This is a genomic window from Fibrobacter sp. UWB2, from assembly GCF_002210425.1.
GTDB classification, from domain to species: domain Bacteria; phylum Fibrobacterota; class Fibrobacteria; order Fibrobacterales; family Fibrobacteraceae; genus Fibrobacter; species Fibrobacter elongatus.
In genome coordinates this window covers 56,136-70,665 of sequence record NZ_MWQK01000005.1, presented here as the reverse complement: position 1 = coordinate 70,665, position 14,530 = coordinate 56,136, and the positions used below count along the sequence as shown (strand labels likewise).

At 49.9% G+C, this 14,530-nt stretch carries 15 protein-coding genes and 1 tRNA gene; 11 read left to right on the top strand and 5 right to left on the bottom strand.

Annotated elements, in window-relative coordinates; all coding sequences use genetic code 11:
• Positions 1–3 precede the first annotated feature (3 nt).
• A complete protein-coding gene (locus B7982_RS10520; RefSeq protein ID WP_088660709.1) occupies positions 4–957 on the bottom strand; it encodes a hypothetical protein in 954 nt (317 codons plus the stop codon).
• Positions 958–1,034: 77 nt separating this feature from the next.
• On the bottom strand, positions 1,035–1,439 hold the full coding sequence (locus B7982_RS10515; protein WP_233138506.1) for a GNAT family N-acetyltransferase: 405 nt from the start codon (positions 1,437–1,439) through the stop codon (positions 1,035–1,037).
• Positions 1,440–1,499: 60 nt separating this feature from the next.
• Between B7982_RS10515 and B7982_RS10510 the strand changes: the two genes are divergently transcribed.
• From B7982_RS10510 to B7982_RS10490, 5 genes are all read left to right on the top strand, one after another.
• On the top strand, positions 1,500–1,949 hold the full coding sequence (locus B7982_RS10510; protein WP_088660707.1) for a GNAT family N-acetyltransferase: 450 nt from the start codon (positions 1,500–1,502) through the stop codon (positions 1,947–1,949).
• Between the two features lie 93 nt (positions 1,950–2,042).
• Positions 2,043–3,335 (top strand): phosphoribosylamine--glycine ligase, encoded by a 1,293-nt coding sequence (gene purD, locus B7982_RS10505; protein ID WP_088660706.1) that lies wholly within the window; start codon positions 2,043–2,045, stop codon positions 3,333–3,335.
• A gap of 14 nt (positions 3,336–3,349) precedes the next feature.
• Positions 3,350–3,829, top strand: coding sequence for a 5-(carboxyamino)imidazole ribonucleotide mutase (gene purE, locus B7982_RS10500; protein WP_088660705.1), 480 nt, complete (start codon positions 3,350–3,352; stop codon positions 3,827–3,829).
• Positions 3,830–3,943: 114 nt separating this feature from the next.
• Positions 3,944–4,840 carry a DUF3108 domain-containing protein gene (locus B7982_RS10495; RefSeq protein WP_233138505.1) on the top strand — a complete coding sequence of 299 codons (897 nt, stop codon included), beginning with the start codon at positions 3,944–3,946 and terminating at the stop codon, positions 4,838–4,840.
• 123 nt (positions 4,841–4,963) lie between these two features.
• On the top strand, positions 4,964–5,950 hold the full coding sequence (locus B7982_RS10490; RefSeq protein WP_088660703.1) for a hypothetical protein: 987 nt from the start codon (positions 4,964–4,966) through the stop codon (positions 5,948–5,950).
• Between the two features lie 65 nt (positions 5,951–6,015).
• On the opposite strand, the gene B7982_RS10485 is transcribed toward B7982_RS10490, so the two are convergent.
• Positions 6,016–6,087 (bottom strand) — tRNA-Arg (locus B7982_RS10485).
• Positions 6,088–6,130: 43 nt separating this feature from the next.
• Entirely contained in the window at positions 6,131–7,444 is a 1,314-nt protein-coding gene (gene rimO, locus B7982_RS10480; protein WP_233138504.1) for a 30S ribosomal protein S12 methylthiotransferase RimO, read from the bottom strand.
• A 132-nt stretch (positions 7,445–7,576) separates the two neighbouring features.
• Here rimO and B7982_RS10475 point away from each other — a divergent pair, with 132 nt between their 5' ends.
• Positions 7,577–8,026, top strand: coding sequence for a hypothetical protein (locus tag B7982_RS10475; RefSeq protein WP_088660701.1), 450 nt, complete (start codon positions 7,577–7,579; stop codon positions 8,024–8,026).
• A 76-nt stretch (positions 8,027–8,102) separates the two neighbouring features.
• Here B7982_RS10475 and B7982_RS10470 read toward each other — a convergent pair whose 3' ends face one another.
• A complete protein-coding gene (locus tag B7982_RS10470) occupies positions 8,103–8,651 on the bottom strand; it encodes an SPOR domain-containing protein (protein ID WP_088660700.1) in 549 nt (182 codons plus the stop codon).
• Between the two features lie 334 nt (positions 8,652–8,985).
• Here B7982_RS10470 and B7982_RS10465 point away from each other — a divergent pair, with 334 nt between their 5' ends.
• From B7982_RS10465 to B7982_RS10445, 5 genes are all read left to right on the top strand, one after another.
• Entirely contained in the window at positions 8,986–10,920 is a 1,935-nt protein-coding gene (locus B7982_RS10465; RefSeq protein ID WP_088660699.1) for a SpoIIE family protein phosphatase, read from the top strand.
• A gap of 95 nt (positions 10,921–11,015) precedes the next feature.
• Positions 11,016–11,225 (top strand): 30S ribosomal protein S21, encoded by a 210-nt coding sequence (rpsU, locus tag B7982_RS10460; RefSeq protein ID WP_014546541.1) that lies wholly within the window; start codon positions 11,016–11,018, stop codon positions 11,223–11,225.
• 125 nt (positions 11,226–11,350) lie between these two features.
• Positions 11,351–11,821 (top strand): GatB/YqeY domain-containing protein, encoded by a 471-nt coding sequence (locus B7982_RS10455; protein ID WP_014546542.1) that lies wholly within the window; start codon positions 11,351–11,353, stop codon positions 11,819–11,821.
• Positions 11,822–11,930: 109 nt separating this feature from the next.
• Positions 11,931–13,460: a sigma 54-interacting transcriptional regulator gene (locus B7982_RS10450; RefSeq protein WP_088660698.1), complete on the top strand. Its 1,530-nt coding sequence runs from the start codon at positions 11,931–11,933 to the stop codon at positions 13,458–13,460.
• 67 nt (positions 13,461–13,527) lie between these two features.
• On the top strand, positions 13,528–14,418 hold the full coding sequence (locus tag B7982_RS10445; RefSeq protein ID WP_088660697.1) for a LysR family transcriptional regulator: 891 nt from the start codon (positions 13,528–13,530) through the stop codon (positions 14,416–14,418).
• Positions 14,419–14,530 lie beyond the last annotated feature (112 nt).

The following is a 14,530-nucleotide window of genomic DNA, read 5'->3' as shown; positions in this document are numbered from 1 at the left end:
ACATTACGGACTTTTTTGTTCCAAGCTGTCGTTAGCGGCGTGCCATAAATAAGTTCTCCAGCCACGAACGGTGTTTGCTCGTTCTTCTTCAGTACCGCCATTTTCAATGAAACCAAAACTTTGTCCGGTTATCTGGTTCAAAATAGCTTCAAGAACATCGACAACAACCTTTGGGCTATAATGTCTATATGCTTCCCAGGCTTTGGGATTTTTGTTTTCTAGAGAAATGTGCTTTTGAGCGAGCTCTCGTCGGTCGTCCATTTGGCAAATCATACTGGGGACGGCGTCAAATCCCATTTTTTCGAGCTCAATATAGGCGTCATTGGCTTTTGCCCCGTTGTGCATATCGGCAATGAGTCTTTTTACTCTAGCTGAATTTTTGTCGTTCGGGCAGATGGAAAAGAATGTTTTATCGTCAGTGATTTCTTGTTGCTGTTTTACTTCGTTGGTTATGACTTTTATGGTATCTTCTGTTTTTGACGTTAAAGAGTTGTCTATATTGCCCAACATAAAGAGTGATTCGGTGCTAGCGGGGCTTTCAATTAAAAAATCGATAGTTTTTTTTCCGTTGAGTAAAAACAGGCTTGAATCGTTAGAGCGATGTGATTTATCTTTTTTACTAAAAATATATTTTGCAATATTTAATTCTTTTGTTTGAAGTTCTCCTTTTAAAACAGAATCTATGGAAAGAGTAAAATTGAGGTAGCCTGATTCTGTTTCTATGATTTCCTTTAGCTTATTTGTGTCAACTTGAAAAGTTCCTGCGACGATAAATCGACTTTTGGCAACGTCCAGCCACAAGGCTTTTTGGGGGATTGCGTTAAAATTGTATTTTATCGGCTTGACAGGGGTGTCTTCGGTTTTTCCGCAAGAGGTCAAGCTCGCCATCGCGATTAGCAAAGCTATAGCGGTGAAAAGGCGCGCGGTTTTCAAGTTTCTAAAAAATTTCTTTTCCATGGAATGCACAAATATTTAAAAGCCAAAATATATTTGTATGATTTCATTTTGTTGCTATGATGCAGCGGTTCTAAAGATTACGTCCACAAGCTTGTGATGAACATTGGGCTTGCGTCAGTTGCCTTCTTGAATCCGCAGTATTCGTAAAAGTCTATTTCCTTGTCGTATGCCACGACGACAATACGCAAGTAATCCTTGTACACGTCCTTGACCTTTTCGACAAGAGCCTTGCCGATGCCTTTTCCTTGGTATTCCGGGCGTACAAGCAAATAATGAACATACGCATTCATGATGCCGTCGTCCATTGCGCAAATCATACCGACAAGCTTGTCGCCGTCCCATGCTGAAATGGCCGTCTTGAAATTCTTCATGGCGATAACAAGTTTGTCAGGGAAATGCCCCGAAGACCATTCCACCGAAAGGAACAAATCTTTTAAATCTTGCTCCGAAAAATCATGAATTGTTTTATATGAGATAGCCATAATTGCATTTAAATATAACATGTTGACAGTGCTGTCACGAAATTTTATCTTGAAAACTAAATGAAAATTGAAATCGCGACAACCAATGATATTCCCGAACTCATGGAGCTGCATGATAGGGCGTTCTTTGCTATTGCTGCAGAAGTAGATTGGCTCGATGCTCCCGGTTTGAAGGAATCTCTGGAGCAAGCCTGCGAAGACTTTCCGAAATACATGACGCTAAAGATGCTCTCTGACGATGGTAAAATTGTTGGCTCTGTTCGTGGACGCGTTGAAGATGGCTCGCTTTACATTGGCCGCCTGATGGTTCTGCCGGAATGTCAAGGGCGCGGATACGGCAAAATCCTGTTTCGCGAGATTCAGAAGAGAATGCCGCACAATCGTGCATGGCTGTTTACCTGTGGTGAAGTCCAACGTATCGTTTCGTTCTACGAGCGTGAAGGTTTTCGCACATTCAACACTGAACGTTTCGAAAATGGTCACACGTGGATTTCCATGGAAAAGAAATAGAAGCTGAGATTAAGGCGGCGAGGTGAGGACTCCGTCTGCGTGGATTCGTTCTTTTTTCTACATTTTCCCCCGTACAAAGATAAGGACTCGCTTATGAATATTCTCGTCGTTGGTAGCGGTGGTCGCGAACATGCCATCGCTCTTGCAGTCAAGAAGTCGCCGCTGTGCGACACTCTCGTGTGCGCTCCGGGCAACCCGGGCATGGCTAACCTCGGCAAGTGCGTGCCGGTCGATGTGGCCGACCCGAAGGCAATCGCTGACCTCGCCGTTGCAGAAAAAATTGACCTTGCGATTATCGGCCCCGAAATCCCGCTCGTCGCTGGCGTGGTGGATGAATTCCGCGCTCGCGGTCTCCGCGCTTTCGGCCCGACTGCTGCTGCTGCCGCGCTCGAAGGCTCCAAGGCCTTCAGCAAGGATATCATGAAGAAGTACAACGTGCCGACGGCAGCCTTCGAGACCTTCACCGATCTCGCCTCCGCCAAGAAGTTCCTCGCTGAACACCCGGCTCCGATCGTGGTGAAGGCGTCGGGCCTTGCCGCAGGCAAGGGCGCTATCGTCTGTATGACCGACAAGGAAGCTAACGACGCTGTCGAAGAAATGCTCGGCGACAAGGCCGTGTTTGGCGAATCCGGCAAGACGGTCGTGATCGAAGAATTCATGGACGGCGAAGAAGCCTCCATCTTCGTGGTTTGCGACGGCAAGGACTACGTGATTCTCTCCTCCGCCCAGGACCACAAGCGCGTCTTTGACGACGACAAGGGCCCGAACACGGGTGGAATGGGTGCTTACAGCCCGGCTCCGGTTGTGACCGACGCTCTCCTCGACGAAGTCAAGAAGACTATTATCGAACCGACCCTCAAGGGTATGGCCGCCGAAGGCAAGCCCTACACGGGCGTGCTCTATGTGGGCATCATGGTCACGAGCAAGGGTCCGAAGGTCGTGGAATACAACTGCCGCCTCGGTGACCCCGAATGCCAGATTGTGCTCCCGCTCTATGACGGCGACGTGCTCGCCTTGTTCGACGCTGCTGAAAAGGGTGAACTTGCCAAGCTCGGCGCCCCGAAGGCTCCGAAGGGCAGCTCCGCTATCGTCGTGCTTGCTAGCGCTGGCTATCCGGGCTCCTACGAAAAGGGCAAGGTTGTTACAGGTATCGAAGAAGCCGAAAAGAACGGTGCACAGGTGCTCCATGCCGGTACCAAGATGGTGGACGGCAAGTTGGTGACCAACGGTGGTCGCGTGTTCGGCGTGGTCGGTCACGGTGCAACGCTCCAGGAAGCATTGAACATCGCTTACGCCGCTTGCGAAAAAGTTCAGTTCGAAGGCAAGTTCTACCGCAAGGATATCGGCAAGAAGGGACTCGCCCGTCTTGCGAAAATGGGCAAATAAAAAAGGAATTGAAAATGCAAATTAATGAAGTTCCGAATGCAAAGGTTGGTATCGTTGCGGGTAGCAAGTCCGACCAGGAAACTGTAGACAAGATCACCGCTGTGCTCGACCAGTTCGGCATCACGTGGGAATACAACATCCTCTCTGCACACCGCACCCCGAATGCGACCGCGAAGTATGCTCGTGAAGCCGCCGGGCGAGGCCTCCAGGTCCTCATCGGTGTTGCTGGCCTCGCTGCAGCCCTTCCGGGCGTGCTCGCAGGGCACACGATTCTTCCGGTGATCGGTCTCCCCTGCGCGGGCGGCCCGCTCAACGGCGTCGATGCACTGCACTCCATCGTGCAGATGCCCCCGGGAATCCCGGTGGCCACAGTCGGCATCGGCAACGGCAAGAATGCCGGTTTCCTCGCCGTCCACATCGTCGCCCTCTCTGACGCAATCGTCAAGGAAAAGCTCATCGCTTACCGCAAGGGCCTCGGTGACATCGAAGGCTAAGCCATTTATTCCTATCTAGAATAAAAAACAGAGCGCCTGTGCGGTTTCCGCGGGCGTTCTTTTATATATTGTCCTTATCTTAAATTTTATTCACTACAAAGAGTATTGGGGCTTATGTTTTATCGTGCTTTGAAAAGTGTTTTGCTGTTTGCGCTTACTTTGTCGATTTCGTCTATGGCGGCGGAGTCTCTGGCTTCGTCCTCGTCCGCGCAGTCCAAAAGCGCGGCGACTCTCGAATCGACATCTCCAAGCGTCCAGTCGTCCTCAAGTGCTAGTGTCCCTGCTAAGCCGCTCTCCAAGTGGCAGACCCTTCCCGAAATCAACGCCCCGTGGATGAAAGGCGAACGTCTGGAATACGAACTCAGCTGGGGCTTTGTGACGGCTGGCTACGCCACGCTCGAAGTCAAGCCGCGCAAGGATGGCAAGGTGGAATTCGAGACTTATGCGACCGCCAACAAGACTGTCAATAAGTTCTATCCGGTCCATGATACCGTCTATACGCTTGTTCACAAAAGGGGCCTCATGACGGATGTCTTCCGCAAGTCCCTCCACGAGGGCACGTTCCACAACAAGTCGCTTATCCGTTTCAATCGCGATGACAAAAAGGCAGTCCTTTCCGATACGGTCTTCAAGGATCCCGTCAAGCACTATGTCAAGCGCTCTGCCGATACGTCTGTGACTATCGATGGCCTCGAACATAGTATCATGTCGGCTTTCTATCTTGTGCGAACCCTCCCGCTTAAGGAAGGGGCGACCTCCCGTTTTGCCGCCGTAAGCGGTAAAAAACGCTATGAACTCAAGGTGATTACTCACAAACGCGAAACCATCAAGACGGATTTGGGCTCGTTTAAGACCGTTAAGGTGGAACCGGTACTCGATGGCGACGGCATTTTCAACTCCAGTGGCCGCATTTTCATCTGGTTTACCGATGACGAAAAGCGAATTCCGGTGCTCATGCAGTGCGAAATTAAGCTCGGAAGCATAAAAGCGACGCTGACAAAGGTCAAATAGCCCTACTATAAACTTACGAAATTGTAAAATCAAACGAAAAAACAAGTTTTACATGAAGTTTTCGAAAAAAACTTCTATAAAAAGTTATATTCCAAGCGTGGTTATTTATCCGAGGCGTTTTTAATGCTTAAAAAATTGTTGTTGCTGTTGTGTCTGTCGAGTTTGGTTGCATGGGCTGCCCCTGCAAAAGCGCGTAAAGCGAAGTCTAAAAAAGCTGCTCCTGTAGCAGAACAAACGGTTGAAGCTCCTGCTGCAGCGGCTGAATCCGATGATGGTTTCATGTCCGTTTCTGAATCTGCCGCACCTGCCAAGGCTGCTGTTGAAGATGACGACGAAGACGAAAATGTCGAAGTTTCCACGGCTGGCATGACTGCCGCCCAGAGAAGGGATTTCCTCACCCGTAAAAAGTTTGAAGAAGAACAGCGTTTGGACGAATATGCAAACTCCGAACGCCGTCGTGACTGGCTCAAGGACCGCTTGATTTTCGAAATGGGCCTTGGTTCTCGTATGCCGTTCATGGGCGAATCTGGCATGGGTATGGGCTTTGGCATTGGTGCCGAATACATTACCCGTTGGCATATTGGTGCCTATGCATCTTACGGCTTCTTGCCGAAGGTCAAGGACAGCGAATTTGAATACTGGGAACTCCAGGGCGGTACGGGCTATAAGGTTGGCCTTAACTATTACTTCTTCCCGAAGATTCCTATCCATTTGGGCTTGTCCGCTTCTTACGGTACGGTCTACTTTGACCACGATATGGAACCGGAAAACAATGTCCGTAAGCTGATTTCTGTTAATGGTTTCCAGTTTGACGTGTTGATTGCCTACCTCACGAACGAATGGTACTACCTCCAGTTCTCCTTCGGTATGTACTACGCTCCGGATCTTGGCAAGGCCCCGGAAAACAACCCGAGCTACAAGAAGACCTTGGACTCCAGAACCGAAGCTGTCGATACTTACGCATCCCGTGTCGTGAACAAGAACGGTATGAGCAAGACTGGCATCGTGTTTGGCATTACGATTGGTTACTCCTTCCCGGAATTCTTCCCGGATGATACCGAAAAGCGTCGCCGTCAGCGTGAAAAGGAACGCAAGGCTTCTTCCAAGTAATAGCGCTCAAGCTTGCTAAAAAGCCCGCCGGTTCAAAGAACGGCGGGCTTTTTGTTTGCTTTTAATACCCATGTCCGGAATCGAACCGGAATACCTTCCTTCGGAGGGAAGGACACTATCCATTGTGATACACGGGCCTGAGCCTTTAAGGCGGGTATAATATAGTAAAAAGGCCTTTTCCTAGTCTATCAATTTAACTACGAGTTCGTGCGGCTCGGCGTCTACGACGAGTGCGTTATGGAATTCACCCACGTCGCCATCGCCTTCGATGACTTTCACGATATCGTCGTTTTCCATCGAGTTGCCTTCCGTGCGGCCGTAGAAGTGGTATTCGCTTTCTTCGGCAACCTGGTCGATGATGATCTTTACCGTCTTTCCGATCATGTTCTCGGCATATTCGGCGGCGAGCTCTTCCTGGTAATCCGTGACCGCTTCGAGCCTTGCGCGGGCATCGCTTTCGTCCACGGCGGGGAGGTCCATTTCCATCACCGGAGTGCCTTCTTCGGGGCTGAATACAAATCCGCCCAGGTGGTCGAATTGCACGTCCTGCAAAAGTTCCATCAGCTCTTCAAAATCTTCGTGCGTTTCACCGGGGAACCCGACGAGCACCGTACTGCGGAGCGTCACGCCCGGGATTCGTTCGCGGATTTTGTGCAAAAGATCGACAAGTTCCTTTTTGCGGTAGTTGCGCTTCATATTCTTGAGCATCTTGTCGCTTGCATGCTGGATAGGCATGTCCACGTACTTCACGAGGCGCGGTTCCTTGGCCATCAAGTCCAGAAGTTCATCGTCCACAAACATTGGGTACCAATAAAGCATGCGGATCCACGGAATGTTCGTGTTGTCCAAAAGGGCTCGCAAAAGATCAACAAGCGTGCCGCCTTTTTTGCCCTTTTCACGTCCAAAGTAAGTCGTGTCCTGTGCAATCAAAGTAATTTCCTTGACGCCCTGGGCTTCGAGGTCCTTTGCTTCAGCGACGATGTCATCGATGGAACGGGAATCCTGCTTGCCGCGAATCAGCGGGATGGCGCAGTAGGCGCAACGGCGGTTACAGCCTTCTGCAATTTTCAGATAAGCGTGATGGCTGAATCCACCCAGGTTCATGCGGGGGAGGTTCTCGGCGTCACAGCTCTGCGGAGCGACGATGCCCATCTTCTTCAAAAGTTCGCCCGGCTTGTACGTGCCGACCCAGTAGTCCACCTCGGGCAGTTCCTTCATCAGCTCTTCGCCATAGCGGCCACTCAGGCAGCCCGAAACAATCAGTTTCTGCTTGGCCTTCTTTGCTTTCGCCTGTGCGAGAATCGCGTTGATGGATTCTTCCTTGGCGGCTTCGATGAACCCGCACGTGTTCACGAGGATGTAGTCCGCCTTCCCGGCGGTATCACAGGTCACAAAACCCGCATGGAGCATTTCGCCGACGAGGTTTTCTGCGTCGACCTGGTTTTTTGCGCATCCGAGATGCACGACAAAGACTTTTGGCTTTTTTGTAGGCATGCCCACAAATATAGAATTTGGGGCAAGAGGGGTGCTAACCTGTTGGCCGCGAAATCTGCTCATAATGATAGTTGAATTTGTTAAAAACTTTGCTACATTATTCTTAAGTTCTTTAACATGAGGATTACCATTATGAAAAAGCTTATTCTTGCTTCGGCAATTATGCTTGCTATGACTGCTTGCGAAACGAGCACGAGCTCTAGTTCTAGTGGCAAGGTCGATTACGGCTTCAGCTGCAAAGTTACCCGCACGGATAACTCGGTCAATGTCTATGAAACGTTGATGGGTATGGTTTATGATGAAACGTCTACCGTCAAGCTGGGCGATGATGGTTACTACTACACGGAAATTGTAACCAAGGAATCGTATCCGACTGCTTACGCTGCCGATGACGCTTGCGAAGATTGGCGTGAAGAAGCCTCTCACTGGCATGATGGTTCCCATCGCGTCGTTTGCGAAGGCAAGACCGTTACGGTGTACGATTATAGCGATGATGCCGATTTGGAAGAAATTGAAGACGATTACAATGGTATCTGCGAAGTTGCTCGTAGGGCTGTTGAATCTGGTGAATTTGAAGACTAATCGTTTAGTTTAAAGCTTTCAAATTAAAAAGGCTCCGCAAGTGCGGGGCCTTTAACAGTTCGTTGCTTTTGTAAAATTACATGTCTTCGCTTGCGCCAGGCTGGCCAATGCGGTCGTTCTTGCGGTTGTCCACCCAACCGGCGTAACCCTGCGGAGCGAGGACTTCCTTGCCAAATTGCTGGGCGTTTGCGATTGTGGAGAAGTATCCGACACGTACGCGGTAGAACGTGCCTTCGAGTTCGCCTGGATTTTCAACTTCGGCGACGTATGCCTTGATGCCCTGGTCAGAAAGCTTGCTTACAACGTTATTTGCGGCTCTTCTGGAGGCCTGGATGCTCACTTGGATGACGAACGGGCCGGAGGATTCCTGTTCGACGGCGGAGACCGGAGCGGCGGGAGCTTCTGCCGGAGCTGCCTTTTCTTCGCTAAGAGACTGGATAGGGACCAATGCCGGTTCTTCCTGAGCCGGTTCCGGAGCGGCTTCCTGTACAGGAGCCGGTTGTTCGGTAGCGGGCTTTACTTCGGCTGCTTTAGGTTCCGTTTTTTCTTCCTTGCTTCCGCAAGCAGAAAGGAGAGCGAGGGAAAGGGTGATGGCCCCGAGTATGGATACCGATTGCATTTTCATGATTGAGCTCCGCGTTGAAAAACTTTCTCCGGCATATTGGAATAATCTTACAAAGAATATACATAAGTCTTTGATACTTCGCAAGTTATGAAGATTTATTTTTGTGAAAAAAGTTGAAATTTTACAAAAAATTACGCGAAAAAAGCAAGTTTTTACCTATATTTGGTGCTCAAATGTTTATTTAATTGCGGTGCTCAGAGCCGTTTCCGAAAATGGAGCTTTTTATTCGACAAAATTTTTTTTAGAGCTCCTACACAAGGTCGATTAAGTTACATATATTTTCGCATGTAATAAAAAACGATTTTTGTTATAGCAAAAAGAAAAGGTTTTCCTTATGGGCTTCAATATGCACGGGCTGGCGTTTAAACAGTCCATGATGACCCTGGTCGGTTTCAGCATCGTTTTCGCGACGCTGTTTGGGGTTCTCAGTTTTAAGGTGCAAAGCGAGCTTTCGACGTTGCTCACGGAAAAAGGCGAAGAGATCAGTCTCGCCAATGTCGCCATAATCGAAAAGCTTTTCGAAAAAGGCAAAAAGCTCGGCGATGAATACGCCGAAGTGCTTGGCAAGGAGATGCTTTCGGGGAAGGATCTCGACGACTTCTTGACGCAGGCTGTCTTTGATGCCCGCCAGACGCTTCCGCAAGTGCTTGCCGTGGTTGTCGCTTACGAGCCGGGAATGGCTCCCAAGGCTAAATGGCATCAGGAGGTCATGCGCCTTGCCCAGTATTCGGGTAACGAAATCAAGCTCCTGAAGGGCAAGGACTACTTCGAAAAAACCTGGTACAAGAGCACCAAGAACTTGCAGAAGGGACTTTGGCAAGAACCGTTCGTCGGTGACTTTATCAAGGAACCGATTGCGATTTACACCGCCCCTATTTACCAAAAGGATGCCTATGGGAACACCGTTTTTGCGGGTGTTCTTTGCGTCGATATGTCGATTGCGTTCCTCAAGGAAACCGTGGCGTCGATTCCTGTGTCGAACTCGGGCTACGTCGTTGTGCTGTCCGCGAACAATACCATTATCGCGCACCCCAAGAACGAGATTGTTTTCAAGGAAAGCTTGTCTGACCTTTCCGGTGGAATGGGCACACAGACGGTTACGGAATTCGAAAAGACCGTGCAGAGCATGAGGAAGGGCCTCTTTATGGGGACTACTGCTGATGGCAAGGATGCGGTCATTTACTTCAAGGCGATGGAATCGAACGGCTGGACGTTTATGATTGTGTGGCCCGCGAGTGAATTCATGGAAAGCCAGCGCTCCCTGGAAAAAATGTTTGCGTGGATGTGCTTTGCCGGCTATGTCGTGATGCTGCTTTTGATATTTGTGATTTCGACCAGGGTGTCCCGTCCGCTCAAGGAGCTTGCTGTGGCGGCGAACAAAATGGGGCAGGGCGACTTCGATGTGGAGATTCCGCACCTCTCTGGTCGCGATGAAATTGCCCAGTTTGCATGGGCGTTCCTGAATATGCGCACCTCGCTCAAGGAACACATGGAAAAGCAGAAGGATCTGGACCGCATTGAAAGCGAACTTGACTTTGCAAAGGATATCCAGATTGGGTTCTTGTCGATGGATGAGAAGGAAGAAGGCTCCGAAGATCCGCACCACGAGCTGACTCCGTTCCTCTTGCCGGCGAAGGAAGTCGGCGGTGATTTCTACGATTTCTTCAAACTGGACGACGGACGTCTATGCGTGGTTGTCGGTGATGTCTCGGGCAAGGGCGTGCCTGCCGCACTGTTCATGATGGTTTCTCGAATCGTGCTGCGTACCATGGCGCAGAACTTGAAGTCCGTTGTTGAGACCTTTGAAAGGGCGAACTACGAGCTTGCCAAGCGCAACCGCGCGAACATGTTCGTGACGGTCTGGATGGGCATTGTCGATTTGAAAACCGGGCATGTTGAATTTGCGTCAGCCGGACATAACCCGCCGGTCATCCGCCATAAGGATGGCTCTGCCGAATTTGCAAAGAGCAAGGCTGGAGTCGTCATGGCGGCAATGGAGAACTCGCACTACAAGATGCAGACGCTCGAACTTGCTCCGGGCGATACGTTGTTCCTCTATACCGATGGCGTGACTGAAGCGACCAACGAACATAATGAACTGTTCGGCAACGACAGGCTGCTAGACGCGCTTACGCATGGCGGCGGAAAAGGCACCAAGGAAATGTGCCGCTTTGTCAAACGCCAGATCGATGCGTTTACGAGAAAGGCATCGCAGTTTGACGACATTACCATGCTTGCAATGGAATATAAAGGGGGTAATGACCGGTAAGCGGAAAACGCTTGCAAAATGTTACCCTTGACGGATTTAGAATATTTAGGTATATTTGGCTATCCAAAAACTGAATTTTTAACCAAAGGATTATCGTGATCGGCGTTATTGTTAAGTCCAACGAACCTTTCGAACGCGCACTCAAGCGTTTCACCAAGTCTTGCGAAAAGAATGGTATCATTTCCGACGTCAAGAAGCGTCAGCGTTTCGAAAAGCCCTCCGAAGAAAAGAAGCGTATTGAAACGGCTGCTCGTCGCAAGCGTCTCAAAGAGATTGCTGACCAGAACCGCAAGCGTCTCTACTAATTCGATTCCTTAATCGGACTTTGTTAAGCTTTAATGAGTTGTCAGCTTGCGCTGATGACTCATTAGGTGTTTTATAACAAATCTTCATCGCTTGGAGCGAAGCGTTATAATCGCTCGAGGTCAATATGAGTTGTGCTTTGCTTACCCAGATTCTCGACGACATCAAGACCGCCATGAAGGCTCACGATGCCGAAACTCTCGGAACTCTTCGTACGCTCCATTCTGACATCAAGAACGAAGCTATGAAGTCTGGTGCCACTCCGGCACAGATTACCGAAAGCATTACCGATGCCATGTGCATCGACGTTCTCGCCAAGAGCGTGAAGCAGAAACAGGAATCCATCGAAATTCTCAAGAAGGGCGGATTCCTGGACAAGATTCCGGCTGAAGAAGCGGTCATTGCCATCTACCGCAAGTACATGCCGGCCGAGATGACCGAAGACGAAGTCAAGGCTCTCATTGCCGAAATCAAGGCTGCAACGGGCGCCTCTTCTCCGAAGGACATGGGCAAGATCATGAAGGAGCTTTCTCCGAAGGTCAAGGGCCGCTTTGATTCCAAGCGCGCATCCGCCCTCGTACAGGAAGCGTTGAAGTAAAGCGAAACGTGTCATCCTGAGCGAAGTCGAAGGATCTCCGCTTTGTCATGCCCGCCTCCGAGCGGGCATCTCCTTTTTATACAGTTCAAAAAATTTATATTGTTAGTCCATGTCAACAACTCACGCCAAGATTCAAGAACTAGAACTGCTCTACAAGATCAGCTCCATTTTGAACCAGAGTCTTGATTTTGAGACTGTTGCGCATCCTGTATTGCAGACCGTTGAATCTGTGATGGGTGTTGAACACGCCACCCTCACTTTGTACAATCGCCATACTGGCGAAATTTCCATTGAAATTGCAGAAGGCCTGAGCAGTCGCCAAGCGAGCAAGGGCCGCTATAAAGTGGGCGAAGGCATTACGGGCCGCGTCGTCGAAACGGGTAAACCGATTATCATCCCGTCCGTTGCGAAAGATCCGGATTTCTTGGACCGCACGGGTCGCGGCAAGACCGAAGACAAGGCGTTCCTTTGCGTCCCGATTATCATGGAACAGGAAGTCGTTGGCGCCTTGAGTGCTGACGAACATAATCCTGATGAAGCAAACCTCAACGACCAGATTCATTTGCTCGAAATCATCGCGCAGATGCTTGCGACTGCTGTGAAACTCCGCCGCCAGGCCCGAGAAGAAAACGAAATCCTCAAGGCCGAAAACGAACGTATGGCGATGGAGCTCAAGGCGCGTTTCCAACCGGATAACATCATCGGTAAAACGCCTGAGATGCAACAGGTCTATACGCAAATCGACCAGGTCGCTAAAAGCCCGCTCCCGGCGCTCATCGTGGGGGAGGTCGGGACTGGCAAAGGTCTTGTTGCCGAAGCTATCCATTTCCGTTCTGATCGCAATTTAGGGCCGTTCGTGCGAGTGCATTGCGCGGCCCTCCCGGAGTCCGTTCTGGACCGGGAACTTTTCGGTAGCGAAAAGGGCGCCTTGGTTGGCGTCGTCAACGAGGCGCCGGGCCGCGTCGAGCAGGCCGAAGGCGGTACGTTATTCCTCGATGAAGTTGCGGAACTCACACCGAATTTACAGATAAAGTTACTTCGCCTTTTGCAGCAGGGCGAAATGGAACGCGTAGGCGCTCGCTTCCCGAAAAAAGTGAACGTGCGCGTGATTTGCGCAACGACCAAGAACTTGCAGCAGATGGTCTCGGATGGGACTTTCCGCGAAGACTTGTACTACCAGCTTCACATTGTTCCGATTTACGTGCCGCCTCTTCGCAAGCGCCGTACTGACATTGTGCTCTTGGCGGATTACTTTGTGGATCATTACTGCCGCTTGGTCGGTAAAAACGTGCGCCGCCTTGCCCGCGGTACAATCGAGATGCTCATGAGCTACCCGTGGCCGGGCAATGTGCGCGAACTCGAGAATGCGATTGAACGTGCTGTGCTCTTGACCGAAGAAGACGTCATTTACCCGCATCACTTTCCGCCGACGATTCAGACCGACGAAACGAGCGGAACGCCAGTGAGTGGAAACCTCAAGCTTATGGTCGAGGCGTACGAACGCGACATCATTTGTGATGCGCTCAAGAGTAGCAAGGGCAAAATGGCTGCTGCCGCCCGCAGTCTTTCGACCACCCCGCGCATCCTCACTTACAAAATCAAACAGCTCGGCATCGACCTCGCTGCCTTTATCAAGTAGCAGTTATGTTGTCATGCCCGACTTGATCGGGCACCTCCATCTCGTCTAAAAACCTATATTGCTACACATGGAACTGACTCAGCTTAAATATTTCCTAGAGGTGGCTCGCACGGAGCATGTCACACAAAGTGCAAAGAACCTCTGCATCGTCCAACCCGCACTCACACAAGCTATCCACAAGCTTGAAGATGAACTGGGCGTGTCGCTGTTCAAAAATTCTGGGCGAAACATCAAGCTCACGGACAGCGGAAAGTTCTTTTACGAAAAGCTTCAGCCGCTTTACGAGAATATGATGGCGCTTCCGGCGCTCCTCAAGGAAACGGCGGATAAGCAGAATAACAACGTCAAGCTGAACGTTCTTGCGGCTTCCACGCTTATCACAAGTGCTGTGATTGAGTACAGACGAAGTAACTCCGACATTGATGTGGACATAGTGCAGAACGAAGAGACGAGTGTCTTTGACATTTGTGTTCGCACTTATGCAAATTACAGGCCGGAACTTGACAACACCGAAAGTGACGAAACGTTTGTTCATTCCGAAAAGATTTATCTCGCGGTCCCGAATACGGCACAGTACAAAAAGCTCGATTCCATTTCGCTATTTGATCTGAAAGACGAAAAGTTCATCCGTCTTTACGGTTCCAAACAGTACCGCCAGATATGTAACGAACTTTGCGATAGCATTGGATTCCATACAAATGTTACATTCGAAAGTGACAACGCTGCCGTTGTCAAGGAAGCTGTTGCCGCAGGTATTGGCGTGGGCTTCTGGCCGGAACTTTCATGGGGCAAGATGGACCACAAACGCGTTAGGCTCCTTGAAATTACCGACACGGATTTTAAGCGTGATATCGTGATTTCGCTCCGTCGCAACAAGCAGGACAATTCTAAAACAGAACAGTTCTACAACTTTTTGACGAAGTACATTCTCCAGCGCCAATCTAAAAAGCGAAAATAATATAGCTGCTTATTGCTGAAAATGATGATTTTGAAGCATAGTCTTGCGTTATGCGACATCTCTAATGACTAATGACCAATAACCAATAACGACTAATTGCTATCTTTACCTC